Origin of the sequence: Paenibacillus sp. FSL R5-0519, from assembly GCF_037974275.1 — a bacterium.
Taxonomy (GTDB): domain Bacteria; phylum Bacillota; class Bacilli; order Paenibacillales; family Paenibacillaceae; genus Paenibacillus.
Genome location: NZ_CP150234.1, coordinates 4838299 through 4856153 on the forward strand (window position 1 = coordinate 4838299; position 17855 = coordinate 4856153).

Here is a 17855-nt window from a genome sequence, read left to right on the forward strand (position 1 = left end):
TTATTTTACGGTCGAGAGAAGAAACTTCTCCAGCATAGTGGTATCGGTGATGCTATGGTTGCAAGCTGTGTTATCCATGCATACGTACTGGGCCACGGAAGAAATGTTGTCCGGCGTATGGCTCTTCGTCTTCACGTTGAAAAATCCGAGCTCCTGATGACGATGACAGAACATGCAGTACCCTTTCTTGTTCGTGGCTGTAAGCCGTCCCTCAATACCGAGGAATTTGCCCTCGTACGGGTACACGATGAACAAGCGATTGGTTGCAATGTCGGTCCATCTCAGGTAGGTTGTACGTGCGTAATCGATGGATTCGAGATCAGGCATTTTGAGCTTCTTCGCCTTCGGGTACAGCTTCTGAATCTGCTTCGCGGATACTTGTGGAAACGGAATCAGATATGCTTCCAGCTGGTTTAGATACGTCTGCAACTCATGCGTCGTCTCAGACGTGGATAACTGCTCCAGCAATTGCTTTTGTTCCGGCGTCAGTTCATTGAAGATGCCTACGGCATTCGTGCCCACCGTATAACGGACGGTCTCCAATACTTTGGGATCAACGACCGAGCGTAACGTTTTGAGCAGGAAATCAGCTTGTTTATGAATATAATTGAATTGATGATTGTGAATAAATGGTGTTTGCATGGCTTTCAGCCCCTTATATTTATTAAGAAAATAAAGTAAGGTGCAAAGCCTGCGGATTGAACCATGTTGATGTTGATTCCAGGGCACACGATCTCATATGTCGCGCCCTACACAAAGTCCGCCCCTATTCAGGCTTTGCGTAAGGCTTTCTAGCGAACGAGCAATCCGGCATCATCCCTATTGCCACGTCATAACCCCCAATACGATAGATATATCGGAATTATAACAGGGTAGCATAGCGTAGGCAACGGACTTCGTTCCAGTTTTCTCTTTTCAAGAAATAGGATTACATCTTAGGCTTTCTTCCAATTTTCCACGAAATGATCTACTGCTGACTGCTCAATGGCCAGTCCTTCCGTGTAACGTTCCATGAACAAGGCAAATCCATCCACGTCCACACGATCTGGGAAAACCTCTTGTCCTTCTGCATCTTCAAACACTTTAGTGGTAAGGTACTCCGCCAAACCCTCGTTCTGTTGCTTATTCACCATGTAGGAAGCCAAAATAGCCATTCCCCATGCGCCGCCTTCGCCCGCGGTAGACATGACCGAAACGGGAATGTTCAGTGCGGAAGCGCATATTTTTTGCGCGACTAGTGGGGTTTTGAACAATCCGCCATGCGCCCATATGTGCTCAATCGTGACGTGCTCCTTCTGTGTAAGAATATCCAGCCCAAGCCTTAGTGCAGCAAACGCAGCAAACAGATGGACTCTCATAAAGTTTGCCAGATTGAAGCGACTCTCTGGAGAACGCACGAACAACGGACGACCTTTCGCAATTCCTGTAATGTTCTCGCCTGAGTAGTAGCCGTAGCTCAGTAAGCCGCCGCCATCCGCGTCAGCTTTCAGCGCTTCATTGAACAACACACTGAATAACTGGTTCATATCGGGTTTCAGCCCCATTGCCTCATAGAATTCACGGAACATGTTAACCCAGGCATTAAATCGCTGGAGCAGTTATTCGCAAGAACCATAGCCACAGGATTGCCATCAGGTGTAGTCACAATGTCGATCTCAGGGTACACCGCAGATACGTTTTTCTCTAATACAATCATGGCAAAAATCGATGTACCTACGGAAATGTTGCCCGTACGTTTTTGAACACTATTCGTAGCGACCATGCCTGTTCCAGCATCGCCTTCCGGAGGGCACAGTGGAATATTGGATTCCAAGTTACCTGATGGATCTAACAGTCGTGCACCAGCTTCACTAAGATATCCGGCATGTTCACCGGCAGTGTACACTTTAGGTAAAATATCTATAAGATGCCACGCGTAGCCTCGATCGGCAATGATATCGTCAAACTTCTTCAACATAACTTCATGATATCCCCGTGTGGATTCATCAATGGGGAACATGCCTGAGGCATCCCCTATGCCAATGGCTTTACTGCCAGTCAACAGCCGATGTATGTATCCCGATAGTGTCGTAATATAATTGATGTTAGTGACATGCTCTTCTCCATTCAAAATCGCTTGATACAAATGTGCGATGCTCCAGCGCTCTGGAATTTTAAACTGGAATTTCTCGGTTAGCTCCGATGCAGCCTTACCCGTTGTGGCATTGCGCCATGTACGGAACGGAACCAATAACTCTCCTGCTTGATTAAGTGCAATGTAACCCTGCATCATGGCAGAACATCCAATTGAACCGATTTTTTGTATCGTTACACCATATTTTTTTTCGATCTCTTGCTTTAATTGACGATAGGTTTGTTGCAACCCGTGAATCATATCATTCATATGGTAAGTCCAGTAACCATCAATCAATTGATTTTCCCACGCATAACTGCTGGAACAGATGGTGTTGAAATGGTAATCCATGAGTACAGCTTTGATTCGTGTGGATCCAAATTCAATGCCCAGCGAAGTTTCTCCCCTGAGTATTGCTTGTTTCAAGCTTTGATCCATGATCGTATTCATCCTCTCTGAATTTGGAATTCAGCCGATTTGAGAATAAAGTCATCTCACTAGTAGGCCAAGTCATGGTGTGAATTTTACGAACAACGAACAGAATCGCGGGGTGTACGTACAATTACAAGGTTAATACCGCCTGTACTTCGCCACATGCCAATATCTCGCCTGTTTGAATAAAGCCAAGAGAATCATAAATTTTCTTCGCAACTACATTCTCAGGTTTGTAGGTGAGGTTCGAGGATATGAATCTTTGTTTGGTCTGGAGTGACTTTAAGTTCAATGCTTTCGATAAAAGTATCCAGGTTATTTTTCTAGATTCTATTTTGGATTTCCTCCTTTTCCCTTTGCCCGAGCTTTGTATACTGTATCAAAAACCTCGTATCTTGAGTGATATTTGCACAAATTTTTAATACTATAAATATGAAATTTCCATTTACAGTATGTTAAAATTAAATAATGTATGATGATATATGGAAAATGGCCAGTAATTAGAAAAAATAGGAGGTTTATTGTGAAGATTAACTTGAAATTTACAATCAGTTTATTACTAGTTTGTTTCACTACATTTTTTATTAGTTCACAGGTTTTCGCTCAAATGGAAGCATATATGTGGAAGAGTTCTTTTATCAAATCAGGGAAATTGAATTTGAAAATTAGTACTGAATATGCTGTTGGTGGAGATTATACTTCGGCAGATATAACAGAAGGGATTAACAGATGGAAAAACACAAGTGCAAATTTAAACTTATCCTCAGCTTCGTTTGCATCATCTAATGTTGATATTAGAACGGTTAATTCACAAACATGGAACAATAATGGCTGGGGATCAAACACATATGCATGGACACAACCATTTGATGGTACATTTGCTTGTGCTACTAATTTATCAACAAATAAGTGTACTTCATCTAATAGTATTGATTATGCTGCTATTTATATTAATTCAAGCAAGGATACTGGGGGACTTTTATCTTCAACAAAACAAGATCGAAGAAGAGGTGTTATAGCTCACGAACTTGGTCATGCTTTCACTATTCACCATAATAGTTTAATTGGAGCAACTTCAGTTATGAAAACAAGCATGTGGCATGAAAGTAATTTTTCTGTAACACCTACGTCAACGGATATTAACGATTTTAATAGAGTATATAAATAGGAGTGAAAAAATGAGAAAAATTTTAATTTCATTTATTTGTATTTCATTTAGTATTGGCTTCGGTTATGTTTACTCATCTTCATTACATACACATGATGCTCATAACCATTTAGCTGCTGGTATCCAAAGTGAATCTACTGCTGAAGAATTATCAATTCCCGAGCTGATTGTAAAAGGTATCGTAATCGAAGAGTTACCTGAGGTGCGTCGAGAAACCGGTATATATAATCCCAAAGTCGACACTTCATATTTAGTTTCTCCTGTAAAAGTTAAAATTGAAGAAGTGATTTCGGGAGATTTAGTTGAAAATGAAATAACTTACTTACAGAGAACAGAAAGTACTGATAAAATAAAAACGGATGATGAAGTAGTCTTAATGCTAAATCGTACATCAGATAACTTCTATTGGTCCTATAATTTTAATGATGGTATATGGCAAGTGGATAACAATGGAATTGTTAGTTCCAGTTCAGAATCTAAAATGCTTAAAGGATTTAAAGACACAGACGCAACAGAGTTCGTTGAAGAGATCAAAGAAGAATTAAATAATTCAATCGAATAGGTAAAATATAAAGGCCCACTAGCAGCACTAAGCATATCTAAATATATAGATATACTTAGTGTAATAAAAGGATGTGATTCATTTGAAAAATAAAAAGGTGATAATTAGCATCATTACACTTTGTATTTTACTCATATTAGGTTTTCTGAGATGGGACAATCTTGAATCTGAATCCAGCGTAGATTTTAAGTATAAATATGATCGATGGACAGGTCAAAAATGGGTAGATTTCTACCCTCCTTTAGCTTCTTCCAATAGCATGGAGTTCCCACTCATATATATCGATAAGATAAATCAAGATGATATAAATAAATATTTAGGAAAACAAGCTCTTACTGGAGAATTGGTAAACAAGTGGATTGAAAGAACAAAGTTTACGGATGGATATTTAGGGCTATTATTTATGAATATAATAGTAATAATTTACAGTTGCTTTAGAATATTTGTTTTGAAACGCAAAAATACTTAAAGCTCGCATTGATAATATTCAGGATTATTGCCGCGACTGTGATTTTAGCGGCAACCTGGATTTTTTCATATTTTAAGATTGTAAGCACGAAATCCCCCCTTATTAATAAGAGTCATATCGATACAAAGGCATGATATAGTCTAAAACTTCCATAAATACCATGTTCACTAACCCACTGTTGACGCAATCATTTGATTCTATTTTAGCTCTTTGGAGGTTCATCCGGTTCACGAACTCAGTTTACGTTATTCTATGGCCAGTCTTTCATGCATACGAACCAGCTATCCTTCATAGACCAAAAAGAAGCCACCTCCCTGGCCTTCCCCAGTTTGGCAACATCCTTTTATAGAATCCTCTTGTTATCTTCTAATCACAGCCTTTAGTCCCTACTCCTTAACAGCTCCAACAACAATCCCGGTTACAAAGTACCGTTGCAGGAATGGATACACGAGCAGGATCGGCAGTGCGCTGATAAAGATCTGCGAAGCCCGAATGGTCCGTTGGGACAGGTTCTTCACCGCTTCTGGATCAAGCTTCGACATATCGGCCTGCACGATGATCGTCTGCATGAAAGTTGCAAGTGGCAGCTTCTCCGCATCACGGATGTAAATAATCCCATCAAAGTATGCGTTCCAATGCCCAACCATCATGAAGAGTGAAACTGTTGCAATAACAGGTACGGAGACCGGCAGATAGATTTTGATAAACGTCTGCAAATGACCTGCCCCATCGATAAATGCAGCTTCCTCCAGATCCTTCGGAACGGTACGGAAGAAATTCAGCAATAGAATGATGTTGAACACCGCAACCAATCCCGGCAGGATCAAAGCCAGCAATGTGTTCATCAGTCCCAGCTTCAGAATCAGGATATACCCCGGAATGAGGCCACCGCTGAACAGCATCGTGATGACAAAATACCACAGATAGATGTTACGTGCGCGGAACACCCGTGTCTCCTTGGAAAGCGCATAGGCTGCAAGCGTATTAACGATTAACGCAAGTCCTGTACCCAGTACCGTCCGCTCCACGGATACCCACAAGGAGGAGAGGAAGTTGGTATTGGCAAATGTTTTTGCATACGCCTCCAGAGTAAATCCAATCGGCCAGAACGTGACGAGACCAGCATTCGCAGGTGCAGATGCGCTAAGAGATACCATGAGCAAGTGATACAAAGGCAGCAAGCAGAGCAGTGAAAGCAGGGTCAGTAACACATTGTTGAATATGCTAAATATGCGGTAAGGCATCGTTTTATGATACATTCGTTCGTCCTCCTTTCTAGAAAATTCGGTATCCGGCGAATCGGTAAGCCAGTCGGTACGAGATCACAATCAGGATCAGGCTGATGACCGATTTGAACAGATTCACAGCGGTAGCGAAACTGAACTGCCCACTAAGCAGACCTTCTCTATACACAAACGTATCGATAATATCACCTTGTTGGTAAATCAACGGACTATATAAGTTAAAGATCTGGTCAAAGTTGGCATTAAGCACATTCCCCAGTGCCAAGGTTGCAATGACGATCCCAATCGGAATAAGAGCCGGGATGGTAATATACATCGTCTGCTTCCAGCGTCCCGCTCCATCCACTTCAGCCGCTTCATACAGAGCCGGGTTAATGCCGGACAATGCCGCGAGGAAGATGATTGTGTTGAATCCAAACTCTTTCCAGACATCACTCGCGATAATCGTGAATCGGAACCAGCTTCCATCCCCCAGGAAGAAGATCGGCTTGATACCGAATACCGAAACCAGGAACTGATTGACAATACCCGTCTGGGCCAGAATGTCGATCAGAATACCGGATAACGTTACCCAAGACAGAAAGTGTGGCAGATACACAAGCGTCTGAATCGTTCTTTTCAGCGCCATCTTCCGTACCTCGTTGAGCAATAAGGCGAAGACAAACGGAATGATTAGATTCATGACGATCTTCGTACAGGCAAAAAATAGCGTGTTCCACGTAATTTGCAGGAAGTAATCATTTTCCCACATGTACCTGAAGTGCTTCAGTCCTACCCATTCGGAATTGAAAAATCCCAGTGCAGGTTTATAATCCTGAAATGCCATTAAAATTCCGGACATCGGAATGTATGAAAATATAAAGACCATAATGGCCGCCGGTAACACCATGAAGTGCAGAATCCATGGCTGTTTATAGCGTTTTTTTCTCTTTTGTTCCAGCTTGTTCCCAACGTTTGCCTGCGGGACCCGCTTACCCTCCAATTTAGCCTCCATAGCACTGCTCCTGTTCCCAAAAAAAGTTTTTGTGTGTGATGGGGTTCTCTGATATAAATAGTATCAAGCCATACTGAGGTCTGCTATATAACATTGTTAGGCTTGATAGTGTTTTGTTAGGAATCTATAAGTTGGACTAAAGATGATTCACACGGACACTCCGATGACAGAATAACCTTCCAATCGCTGTTATCCCCAGATTTTTCTGATCCCTTTTTTAAGGGGAAAATCCGGTGATAAAGGCGAACGCTTCGCTTTTTCACGTTATTTCTGTCCTCTCCGTTGCTGTGTAAATGAACGGTTTAACCTATATATCTGAACACGAATTAGAAGGAGACTTTTTATGCATATATGGAAGCGCTTCATGCCTTTTCAAATTAAGACTCGATCCCGATTCAGTCTGTTTGCCAAAATAAACTTGTTAATTGTGGTCTTGTTTATCCCCATTTTGATCATGTACACCTACTCGAATAACGTCACATATGATGTCGTCAGCAAAGAACTGCAGATCTCCAACACGAAACAGCTCACGTTTCTGTCCAGTCAGATCGATTCCCGCATCAATCAGATGATGGATTTCAGCCTGATTCTCTCCCGAGATCCCAATGTCAGAGCATTCAACGGCCTTAACATGTGGGATGATCGGTATGATCGGATGCAGACCCGTTATGTAATTCAGGAGAAGATGACGCTTCAGACGAGCGTTACCGATATATGGCCTACCCGATATGCGGTGTATTCACAGCAGAATGAGGATGTCATCGCCAACTACAACCGAACTACAGGATATGATGAGGCGTATTTGAAAAAAAATATGAGCGGACAATGGACCTATGGGGACCAAAGTGCGGAATCACAGGATGAGATGAAATCCTTTTACTGGTTCTTTACGGACTCCCTTGCCCAACCAGGAATGCTCACTGGAAGCAACCTGGTGATTGAAGCCAGCTTCAGCTATGAGAACATTCAGAATATGCTGGATACGTATAAAGCGGGCGGACAAGGCGATCCTTTCTTATATCACAAAGGAAATTCACCCATTCTGAATCGCAGTGCGGACAAGCAATTATCCGCAGCACTCACTCAGTATCTGGATACGCACTCGCCAGAGGATACCACACAGGACGTGGTCGAACTGAACGGAAAGAAATATCTGGTTAGCTCCGTGAAGTCCACCTATCTGGATTGGCATCTGGTTGACGTCATCCCGTTGTATCAGATTTTGAAACCCATCTCGCTCAGTCAGAATCTGTTCTACACCAGTATGATTTTGCTACTCGTTGTGGGCATCTCCGCTTCCATCCTGCTGTACCGGAATGTCCAGTATCCGATCAAACAGCTGATCAAAGGCTTACGCCGCGTAGAGCAGGGCGATTATTCCGTTCGACTGCATAGCAAAAACCAGAATGAATTCTCATTCCTGTTCCGCCGATTCAACGATATGTCCCATCAGATTCAGGACCTGATCGAGAATGTGTTCCATGAGAAGATTAGAGCCAGGGAAGCAACGCTCAAGCAATTACAAGCCCAGATCAATCCGCATTTCCTATATAATTGTCTAGGCTATATCATCAACATGGCCCAGATGAAAGACGAGCAAGCCGTGGTCTCCATGGCGCACAACTTAAGTGCGTATTATCGCTACACCACCCGTATGGAAAAAGAGACATCTTCGCTTCAGGAAGAGATCAAGCTGCTCATCAACTATCTGGATATTCAAAAGCTGCGCAATGGCCGAATTGAATATCATATCGACATTCCTGAGGACATGCTTGCCCAGTCGGTGCCGCGATTAATGCTTCAACCGATGGTCGAGAATTCCGTCATACACGGTGTGGCGAAGTCCTATTCCTCTGGGGAAATCCGAATTACCGGGGAGCGCAAGAATGGTTTTGGCAGAATTTACATCGACGACGATGGGCCAGGCCTAAGCCCGGAACAGTACGAAGCGCTGAACTTGAAGATGCAGGAACCTTTACAAGAAGAAATGGGCTGCGGACTTTGGAATACGTACCAACGAATCATGCACACATTCGGAAGCCATTCCTACCTCCTATTCGGCCCATCCCCACTAGGCGGATTCCGAACCGAAATCATCTGGGAGATACCAAAAGAGGACAAGGATTCCGATAAAAGAAATACCGATACGAATTGATACGATACTAACGATGAGTTGACGATTTAATTTTGAACAAGATCATGTACACGATAACGCAGAGGACAGAAAAAACCTGAAGAAGCAACGCGTTCGCCTTTATCACCAGATTTAAACCTTATAAAATTCATTCAATAAATCTGGGGATAACAGCGATCGTAAGGTTATTCTGTCATCGGAGTGGCAGGTGTACAGATGTCTGCGTTCAACCAACAAGGAGACAATACACCATGCAAATGATGATCGTAGACGATGAAGCACACTGGGTCGATAACCTGTCCATGACCAAGCCCTGGCACACGCTGGGGATTGAACATGTGCATAAAGCATACTCGGCACACGAAGCACTGCAAATGATTGACACCCACCCCATCGATATCGTGATCTCGGATATTCAGATGCCCGAAATGACAGGCATTGAACTGATCGAACGCATCCGCATCCGGGACAAAAAAATAAAATGTATCCTGTTATCCGGGTATTCCGAATTTGATTACGCCAAAAAAGCCATCCAGTTCGAGGCTGTAGACTATCTGCTCAAGCCCCCGACTGACGATGAATTAATGGGTGCCGTGCAGAAAGCCATCGATCAATTGAACAACGAATGGGAACTGGTCAGTTCACTGACACGAACGCAGTTTACCTTGCGAGAGAATCTCCCCCATTTACGAGGACGACTGCTCCTTGGGGCTTTGCAGGGACAACGAATCGCCGCTGCCGAATGGGATCGGAAGCTCGCCAATTACAATCTTCCCTTTCATACCGGGGATGCCGCGTTAATGCTGGTTCGTTTGGAAGAAGAATTCGGACACTATGACAGCAATGATCAGACCCTGATCGAATATGCCATCATCAATATGGCCGAAGAGATAATGGGTGAGTTTATGGAAGTGTGGGGTGTGAAGGAGGAGCACGGATATCTGGTGTTTTTGCTTCAGTTGAAAGAACGGAAAGGCGATATTGGGAAAGAAACCATGCTGGAGAAGCTATCGATTCAGCTTCAATCCAAAGTAAAACAATTTCTGAAAGGCTCCCTCTCCATCGTTATCACCGAGTGGTTCACCTTTCCGGATCAGCTTTACGATCGTTTCCGTCAAGCTTCCGCCTATTTCCGGCAGATTGTTGGAGATGAACGCGAATTTGTCATGCGTGTCAGCGATGTCGAGACACCCGCGGCGCAAGGTCCCTTGGATGTCCTTTACACCCCGCCCACCTTCATTAGTCTATTGGAAAGCGGACAGTGGGATGCCGCCGAAGAGAAAATTCTCGCGGTCTGCGCAGAGTTGGATGAGAAATGGTCAGAATCCTGGGAGCACTGCATGGAGGCTGGTTTTCTCATTACAGCATCGTTCACCAACATCGCCCATCGGAACAAGCTGACTCTGACCACTTTAATGGGAAATGATGTCGAGGATTTGCAAAGCGGGGAAGTTTTCGCTACCATCAGCAAACTTCGGAAATGGTCGCTCAGTGTGCTGGGCAAACTCAAGGAAGGCACGTCCAACGAGATCAAGGATATCCGGTCCGATTATGTGAAGAAGATTCAAGATTTCACAGATAAGAACCTGCATCTGGATGTGTCTTTGCGTGTACTGGCCGACCATGTCAATCTGCACCCGACCCATCTGTCCAAGATCTATAAGATTGAAACGGGCGAAGGTATCAGTGATTATATCTCGCGCCTGCGCATGGATCGGGCCTGCCACAAGCTGGTTACGACCACCAAAAAAGTGTACGAAATCAGCATGGAGATTGGTTATATGGACCCGGCTTATTTTATCAAAGTATTTAAGCGCCAGTTTGGCGTTACGCCGCAGGAATACAGAGACCAGCACAAATAACATCTTAGAGGTTGTTCAAAAAATCCGCTTTTGATCACGAAGGATGCCTCACGGCATCATCAGCATCGAATATGGAATTCAGCCGAAATAAGCGGGAGGCTTACGAAGTATGTTTCCTTAGGAAACATTGTAGTTGCTCACGTAGTTTGCCTACGCTCCGCTACTCCATTTCTAGCTTTATCCCATCTTCTCGGTACTGAAAATCGAATTTTTTGAACTTCATTTGAAATTTTCACTAATAGAGTCCTATCGAAACTAACAAACTCATATAGATGCCCTCCCGCCCAAATTGGTACAGTTACATTGTAGAGGTTGTTCAAAAAGTCCGCTTTTGATTACGAAGGATGCCTAGCGGCATCATCAGCATCGAATATGGAATTCAGCCGAAATGTCCGTTGCTCACGTAGCTCTATCTACGCTCCGCTACTCCATTTCTAGCTTCATCCCATCTTCTCGGTACTGAAAACCGGCCTTTTTGAACACGCATTTGTAAAGATCATACACCGTAGGGGGATTGAACAATGATCAAATTCAAAACATGGTGGTCACTGCTCATGGTTATCGCGCTCATCACGATCACTGCGTGCGGCAGTGGCGAGACAGCCAGTGACAATGGTAATAATACGCCGGGAACTGTCGGCTCAGCTGAAGCAGAAGCTGCTTTTGCTAAAGGAAAATATGACCCACCCATCGAGTTCAGTTCGGTATTGATGCCGAAGAAATACGTGCAAGGAGATACCAAAGAAAATAACGTGCACGATCGCTGGATGCTCGAAACGCTGGGTATGAAGCACAAAGATACTTGGTATCCGGCCAATGACGATCAATACAGACAAAAGCTGCAACTGGCTATCGCCTCTGGCGAGAAACTGCCTGATTTCGTTACCGTACCCACCAATGCGGTACTGACTAATCAGCTGATCGACTCCGGTCAATTCATCGCTATCGATGAGTTGTTCGACAAGTACGCGAGTCAGACCCTGAAAGATCACGCAGCAGCACATCCTGAACTGTGGTATCCGTTCACCAAGGACGGCAAGAAATACAACATGCCGATCATGGAGTACACCGATAACGACGATACACTGCTATGGCTCCGCGAGGATTGGATGGAGAAGCTGAACCTGGAAGCTCCGAAAACCATCGCAGATCTTGAGAACATCATGGACAAATTCAAAAACGAGAACCCGGACGGTCTGTCTCCAGACAAAGTATTCCCGCTGGCAATCTCACTGAAAAATAACACCAACACCTGGATGGGTCAGCTCGACTGGTTGTTCGGTGCATACGGTACAATTGAGGAGCAATGGAACAAAGACGCAAACGGCAATCTCGAGTACGGCTCCGTTAACCCGGGTGCCAAACAAGCCCTTGCCAAGCTGGCTGAATGGATGGATAAAGGTTATATCCACGCTGACTCTGCTCTGTGGGACGAAGGCAAATCCGCTGAGAGCTGGACAGCTGGCAAAGCGGGCATTCTGCCTGGCGCAAACTGGGTACCGGACTGGCCTGCACCTGACCTGCTGAAGAACGTACCTGGCTCAAAATATAAAGCTTACCCTGTTCCTGCTGGCCCAGACGGCAAGATCGGTACGAAGTGGCAGAACTCTGGTGTCAACGCAAGTATCATGATCAACAAAGATGCGAAGCATCCAGAAGCCATCTTCCTGTACTACAACTACTTGCTCGATAACCTGGCTAACCCGGCTGCGGGCAGTGAGTATGAATACGGCTTCGCCAAAGGTTACGACTGGGATATCATTGACGGACAACCGACCAGTGACAAAGAGAAGATCAAAGACTTCTCCAACGAATTCCCTTTCCTGACCGGCCCAGCTCGTATCCCGGATCTGTACATGAAAACACTCGTGAAGCTGGCCAACGGCGAAAAGCCTGAAACACCTTACGAGAAACAAATGGCCGAATTCCGTAAACCGGAAAACTGGTATGCAGGTAAAGTCGTTATGTCCCAGATCGACGTCCGTAAACAAAACTACTTCACTGGCGCTGCAACACCAACCATGGTATCCAAATGGAACCTGCTCCGCCAGTCCGAGATGGAAACCTTCAACAAAATCATCTACGGCAATCTGCCAATTGATGCCTTTGACCAATTCGTCGCCAACTGGAAATCCAATGGCGGAGATCAGATCACGCAAGAAGTGAATGATTGGTTTAAGTCTGTGAGTGCGAAGTAAGAATTGAAGAAGTAACACGGTTCAAAATAAAAGTATAAAAAACAAGTCGAAGCGTGCATTGCCATCGCTTCGGCTTGTTTTCTATATCTAGTTAACCCAGTACTTTAAAATACAGGAACTTCAACAGAATCTGTACCCATAACTCTTTTTCCATCTTTCTCTTCTGATCCAACCTCAATACCAAATTTTATTGATTCAGAGAGGGACATACCCTTTTTATCCGGGCTTAATTCGATCACAATCGTTCCAGTACCCCCACCATTTGCTATGTAATTTCGTTCTCTCCCAATTTCAATCATCCTGCGCCATGAAGAGTCATCAGAAGAATTCATCCAGGTTGATACATACTCAGCAGGCTTTAACTTCGATTGATGTTCAGGGTAACTACTTGTGATGCTGAATACATTCCATTGATCAGGGATATAAAATGCAACACCACCCCAGTCAGCGGGGTCAATCTCTACATGGGCTACTATCTTGATATGATCAATATGCTCCTTCTCACCCTCAACGAATATCGATCCTTCAATCATTGTCTTTAAATTCGTTGATGTGGCATCCAGATCAAAGTTTTTGACTTGAATGATATTGCCATTAACCACTGGCTCATAGGCTTCATTTTTATTGGTATTCAAAAAAAGCAGAATAAACACAATCGCAATAAACATAAAAAGTAAGATTAAGTATTTAGATCTTTTTTTCATATGACCCATACCTCACTTCTGCCTTTGTTTGTTTAAGCTTAACACATACTCAATGCCCTCCTTTCCTTAATTTAGAATTTGGAAAAGTAGAGCATTAAAACCGGAGCCGAAGCGATAGATTCACGCTTCGGCTCCGGTTTTTAAGTTATGATCGAGGTAGCTTCCCCTGACTTATGGGTTCCCATTAGAGGGTTGAGGAGCCTTTGTATTGATCTCTTCTGGCATCGATGGACCTAACAAGGATACTGTGAGCTGAATGCCATCTCGTAGTCCCTGCATATACAACCGCTCATTTTCTATGCCTTTGCTGACAATATAACGATTCTCCCACTCGGCATATTCAGGTGTTTGTTCGATATCCTTGCCAGCAAACAAAACTTCGAACGCATCGTCGGTTTCCCCACGTTCACGACTCAATTCAGGATCTTGCTCAATCTGGGCGGATACCTCTTCCAGCCTTGCCTGAATCGCTCGTTGCATCCACGGTGGAAAGTCCATAGCTTCTCCTCCCCTACGCATTATGTACATCATCATCATCGTACAACTCGGCTATGCCTCGCCTTCGTTTCGCTTACTCGTGCCACCAGTTCATCCACCCTTCGGCTCTGTTCCTGAACCTCAGGGTTCTCCCACAACGGAATCGCTTGCTTCAAGGATGCCTCACCAAGCTGATTAAGCTTGCGCCGTTCCTCTTCCAATAAGTCAAGCAACCGGCTCATACATGCACCTCTCTGATGGGTCTAAACTACGCAATGTCTTGTTAATGCTAGACATGAGCAGTCATTTTTAATGGGATGATCTTTCCCCCGACACTATATACTAATTTCTTCGTCTAATCCAAATTGTAAGATAAAATATGATCACTTTAATGCGACGATCGAATTAAAATAAAAAAAACACCGATATATACCTTCGGTGTCAAGACATATTATTGTTTCCCTGATTGTAACATCACAAAAGTAAAGCATCAAACAAAGGAAATTCCTTGCAAACATTGGGGTTGGATACCCGTCAGACCCAGTCAGTCTCTCACGTCTAAAGGGTCAATATCGTCTTGTTCAAGAATATGAAGTAGTGCTAATTGCAAAGGCTTTGGAGGTTTCTATGGGGTATTTAGTGATACTAATGAAAAAAGTATATCTAACTCCATCATGAAACCAACTGACTTTGTTGGTAGTATATTTTAGATTTTTTTTCAATCTGCAAATAATACTCAAACATTACCACTGTTCGTAAATCACAAGAACCTACTTGATGTATTAAATTCCTTCTAAATTAATAAATATACTTAGTTTCTACTTCTACTTCAAAGCTAAATCTTTTACATCCTTTATTTCACTATCCCCTGTAATGATCCTTTAAAGCTAAAAAAATCCATGTTTGCAACACTGTTACAACCATGATGAAAATCATGAGAATTATTAAAAAAGCTAAATTAATTTTGAATATACCAAATAAAATTATATTAGTAATAATTATTGAAACAGTAACAATAATTACGGATACACTAATCACTTTAACTAATCCATACATCTTAGACCCTAAAAAAATTATACTGTTAACTATTATTAGTGTAAGTGCTATAAACATTATATAGAATAGTGAAAAGTAACCTATCTCCATAAGTCCCTTCTCAGAAAGCTTTACAAGGTTGAATGTTAAGGAATTCATAAAGTATAAAGCGAGTAAAAGTGGACTCGCTAAATTAAAAAGTGTAACGAACATTATATATCCTTCATCTTTTTTATCTTTTCTACCAGATCTAGACTCTTTTCTGTTCATCATTACATAAGTATAAACGACAAAAATAAAACCAATGAATGTTGCACTTGTTGCTACTAATGTGCTTAACAAGGAGGTTAAGCTCGAAATTTGCTCTAACTTCATTATTTAATTCTCCTCTTAACACTTCTTGATTTATATAACAATCTTAGTTCTTATAAGTTCATATATTCAGTGCATGATAAACACCAGTTAATTCCTTTGATTTATTTTAATACCATATTTACGAACCTAAGCAAGCAATACAAAGCAAGCCTGTTCGAGTAAATACGCTTTTTTATGAACCACTCAGTGTTACAAGAATTATAATTATAGTGAACTTTAAAATTTATTATTCAATAAAATTATCAATCTTTAATTCTGCTGGTAGTTTAACTGCATATGGTTCTCCGAGTACCTGATATTCTTCTCCATCTATCATAAAAGTGACGGTTTCTGCTCCAATAGAAGGTATAACTGGTGTGATCGTAACCACTACTTCTTTTTCTATCTGTATTCTATTTATGAAATCACAAATTACAGGGATAACTTCTCCTGAAATGGTACAAACATCAGTTATTTTCATTGTAATAATATTATTCTCTTTGCTAATGTGTACTTTTTCTAACCAATCTTTTTTAGAATCATATTGAAAGAAACACCACAATTGACAAAGTTGAATTTCAGGTATATCCAACTGTTCATTATAATCATAACCTACCGATAATACTCCACAACTTTTTAGTTCCTCAATTTTTTCAAGACTTTCATAATACGATAAAACCCAAATTAAGGAATTGTGTAATTCTTGAATATTGTAAAAGGCCTCTATAAAATCTGAGTTAGTTATTAATAAATCATTATCTAAAGTATATACGCAGCCATCCCTTATAATATAATCATTGTGTCCAAAGTTATTTCTTAGTTTTGGAAGGTATGCCTTCGATATGCTCTCTTTCAATAAAGAACACGAATCAAGTCCAGAAATAACATAATTGACTGCAATTCCTTTGCGTAACCTTCCTGACTTGTCTCTTAGATTATCTAGTTTTGTATCAAAGATATTATTAGTAATCACTTTTCTAAGAACAGCTAAATAAACCAGTACTTCATCGATTTCATATCTATTTTGGTATGCACTAAGACTGACACTGTTTATTTCTAGTCTTTGAATTCCTAGCTTAGATATTAGAAGACTAGACTGAAAGGAATTACTCCACCTTTGTTTAAATTTCTGATGCAATGAATCCACAAATATTTTAAAATCATTATCATTGACTACTTCGGAATCAATAACTTGATTGGTCAAATAAAATAACTCACGATAGATACCACTTTGCTCACTAATATCTTTAAGGAAGAAGATTAAACTTTGCCTGTAGAATGAGTAGGCTTCTTTGCTTTGCATAAATACTGTTTGGTAAGCAGGAGGGACAAGCGCTTGTTCTAAGTGGTGAATATCTGACCCTTCTTGAATCCAGTTCTCATAATTTCTAATTCGAGATGATAATTTTTCTACAACTTCGGGATTAAACATACTGATCACTCGCCTTATAGGTTTTTAGAAGTAATTCATATAACATTCTTGTATTTACAAGCCAATGCATGCTGGAGCATGGCTACTTTAGCGTTCTCAGGATTCATTGTTGTGGGACCGAGGTCCCATTTACAAAGAGTGAATTTTTGTAATTAATTGTTGGGCAATCTTCATAAAAAATTATTTATATACCCTTATCATAAATGCCCTATTGTCTTTATTTTAGTGAAATACCTCCCAGTTGCTTCAGCTAAAATTCCTTCCATATAGAACAGGACGTCTAGCAAAATCAAGTAATCGCACGCTGTTTAATGCTTTTCTTGGATCGTTCGAAGTAGTGCTGCTTGGTGCGACCTGCCAGAAGCACATTAAAGTTCATATAAAACGCTAAACATGCGGTCCTGTAAATGGAGAGGTACAGATTTTTTTGTAACTTTCTTCCAATCCCAGCTAGAACTTGACTTGAAAACTTGAGCATTGATTACTATCTATAAAGCCCATCAACACAGTGCCGATGAAAAAAAACGCAGAAGGACACGAAGTAAATCAGCACTTCAGCATCAGTCGCGTTGAAAAGACAACCAAATTTCATACTTTTACTCCAGGAATCTGGTATTATGGAAAGGCATTTTATTGGAGACAAGGCTTATAGCTCATAAACTATTCAGAAATGGGAT

The 17855-nt window shown here is 41.9% G+C and carries 14 protein-coding genes and 1 pseudogene; 6 read left to right on the forward strand and 9 right to left on the reverse strand.

The features are described from left to right. Positions 1-642 (reverse strand): FusB/FusC family EF-G-binding protein, encoded by a 642-nt coding sequence (locus MKY73_RS21815; RefSeq protein WP_339303428.1) that lies wholly within the window; start codon positions 640-642, stop codon positions 1-3. Positions 643-935: 293 nt separating this feature from the next. Beyond that, positions 936-2551: pseudogene (locus tag MKY73_RS21820) on the reverse strand (FGGY-family carbohydrate kinase). A gap of 517 nt (positions 2552-3068) precedes the next feature. Between MKY73_RS21820 and MKY73_RS21825 the strand changes: the two are divergent. The 3 genes from MKY73_RS21825 to MKY73_RS21835 all read left to right on the forward strand — a co-directional run bounded on the left by MKY73_RS21825 (position 3069) and on the right by MKY73_RS21835 (position 4744). Then, entirely contained in the window at positions 3069-3713 is a 645-nt protein-coding gene (locus tag MKY73_RS21825; RefSeq protein WP_339303429.1) for a M48 family metalloprotease, read from the forward strand. Between the two features lie 10 nt (positions 3714-3723). Further along, on the forward strand, positions 3724-4275 hold the full coding sequence (locus MKY73_RS21830) for a hypothetical protein (RefSeq protein ID WP_339303430.1): 552 nt from the start codon (positions 3724-3726) through the stop codon (positions 4273-4275). 82 nt (positions 4276-4357) lie between these two features. Further along, complete coding sequence (locus tag MKY73_RS21835) at positions 4358-4744, forward strand: hypothetical protein (protein ID WP_339303431.1); 387 nt, start codon at positions 4358-4360, stop codon at positions 4742-4744. A 386-nt stretch (positions 4745-5130) separates the two neighbouring features. Here the strand turns inward: MKY73_RS21835 and MKY73_RS21840 are convergent, their stop codons facing one another. Together MKY73_RS21840 and MKY73_RS21845 are read right to left on the reverse strand one after the other, a co-directional pair. After that, positions 5131-6003 (reverse strand): carbohydrate ABC transporter permease, encoded by an 873-nt coding sequence (locus tag MKY73_RS21840; protein ID WP_253432288.1) that lies wholly within the window; start codon positions 6001-6003, stop codon positions 5131-5133. A 16-nt stretch (positions 6004-6019) separates the two neighbouring features. After that, positions 6020-6877 carry an ABC transporter permease subunit gene (locus MKY73_RS21845; protein ID WP_179086446.1) on the reverse strand — a complete coding sequence of 286 codons (858 nt, stop codon included), beginning with the start codon at positions 6875-6877 and terminating at the stop codon, positions 6020-6022. A 448-nt stretch (positions 6878-7325) separates the two neighbouring features. Here MKY73_RS21845 and MKY73_RS21850 point away from each other — a divergent pair, with 448 nt between their 5' ends. From MKY73_RS21850 to MKY73_RS21860, 3 genes are all read left to right on the forward strand, one after another. Beyond that, the gene (locus MKY73_RS21850) at positions 7326-9137 is read left to right on the forward strand and encodes a histidine kinase (protein WP_339303432.1); all 1812 of its coding nucleotides are present in this window, start codon (positions 7326-7328) and stop codon (positions 9135-9137) included. A 230-nt stretch (positions 9138-9367) separates the two neighbouring features. Continuing rightward, a complete protein-coding gene (locus MKY73_RS21855; RefSeq protein ID WP_339303433.1) occupies positions 9368-10978 on the forward strand; it encodes a response regulator in 1611 nt (536 codons plus the stop codon). Between the two features lie 521 nt (positions 10979-11499). Further along, complete coding sequence (locus MKY73_RS21860; RefSeq protein ID WP_339303434.1) at positions 11500-13176, forward strand: ABC transporter substrate-binding protein; 1677 nt, start codon at positions 11500-11502, stop codon at positions 13174-13176. Positions 13177-13280: 104 nt separating this feature from the next. Here MKY73_RS21860 and MKY73_RS21865 read toward each other — a convergent pair whose 3' ends face one another. The 5 genes from MKY73_RS21865 to MKY73_RS21885 all read right to left on the reverse strand — a co-directional run bounded on the left by MKY73_RS21865 (position 13281) and on the right by MKY73_RS21885 (position 17178). Then, positions 13281-13880 (reverse strand): hypothetical protein, encoded by a 600-nt coding sequence (locus MKY73_RS21865; RefSeq protein ID WP_339303435.1) that lies wholly within the window; start codon positions 13878-13880, stop codon positions 13281-13283. Between the two features lie 171 nt (positions 13881-14051). After that, positions 14052-14378 (reverse strand): hypothetical protein, encoded by a 327-nt coding sequence (locus MKY73_RS21870; protein ID WP_339303436.1) that lies wholly within the window; start codon positions 14376-14378, stop codon positions 14052-14054. Between the two features lie 35 nt (positions 14379-14413). After that, positions 14414-14599 (reverse strand): aspartyl-phosphate phosphatase Spo0E family protein, encoded by a 186-nt coding sequence (locus tag MKY73_RS21875; protein WP_339303437.1) that lies wholly within the window; start codon positions 14597-14599, stop codon positions 14414-14416. 619 nt (positions 14600-15218) lie between these two features. After that, positions 15219-15767, reverse strand: coding sequence for a hypothetical protein (locus MKY73_RS21880; RefSeq protein ID WP_339303438.1), 549 nt, complete (start codon positions 15765-15767; stop codon positions 15219-15221). A 226-nt stretch (positions 15768-15993) separates the two neighbouring features. Further along, positions 15994-17178, reverse strand: a complete 1185-nt coding sequence (locus MKY73_RS21885) for a hypothetical protein (protein WP_339303439.1) — start codon at positions 17176-17178, stop codon at positions 15994-15996. Positions 17179-17855 lie beyond the last annotated feature (677 nt).

Coding starts and splice junctions, on each gene's coding strand:
- MKY73_RS21880 (WP_339303438.1), bottom strand. CDS start 15,767: ATGAAGTTAGAGCAAATTTCGAGCTTAACCTCCTTGTTAAGCACATTA.
- MKY73_RS21815 (WP_339303428.1), bottom strand. CDS start 642: ATGCAAACACCATTTATTCACAATCATCAATTCAATTATATTCATAAA.
- MKY73_RS21830 (WP_339303430.1), top strand. CDS start 3,724: ATGAGAAAAATTTTAATTTCATTTATTTGTATTTCATTTAGTATTGGC.
- MKY73_RS21845 (WP_179086446.1), bottom strand. CDS start 6,877: ATGGTGTTACCGGCGGCCATTATGGTCTTTATATTTTCATACATTCCG.
- MKY73_RS21840 (WP_253432288.1), bottom strand. CDS start 6,003: ATGTATCATAAAACGATGCCTTACCGCATATTTAGCATATTCAACAAT.
- MKY73_RS21865 (WP_339303435.1), bottom strand. CDS start 13,880: ATGAAAAAAAGATCTAAATACTTAATCTTACTTTTTATGTTTATTGCG.
- MKY73_RS21860 (WP_339303434.1), top strand. CDS start 11,500: ATGATCAAATTCAAAACATGGTGGTCACTGCTCATGGTTATCGCGCTC.
- MKY73_RS21875 (WP_339303437.1), bottom strand. CDS start 14,599: ATGAGCCGGTTGCTTGACTTATTGGAAGAGGAACGGCGCAAGCTTAAT.
- MKY73_RS21885 (WP_339303439.1), bottom strand. CDS start 17,178: ATGTTTAATCCCGAAGTTGTAGAAAAATTATCATCTCGAATTAGAAAT.
- MKY73_RS21855 (WP_339303433.1), top strand. CDS start 9,368: ATGCAAATGATGATCGTAGACGATGAAGCACACTGGGTCGATAACCTG.
- MKY73_RS21870 (WP_339303436.1), bottom strand. CDS start 14,378: ATGGACTTTCCACCGTGGATGCAACGAGCGATTCAGGCAAGGCTGGAA.
- MKY73_RS21850 (WP_339303432.1), top strand. CDS start 7,326: ATGCATATATGGAAGCGCTTCATGCCTTTTCAAATTAAGACTCGATCC.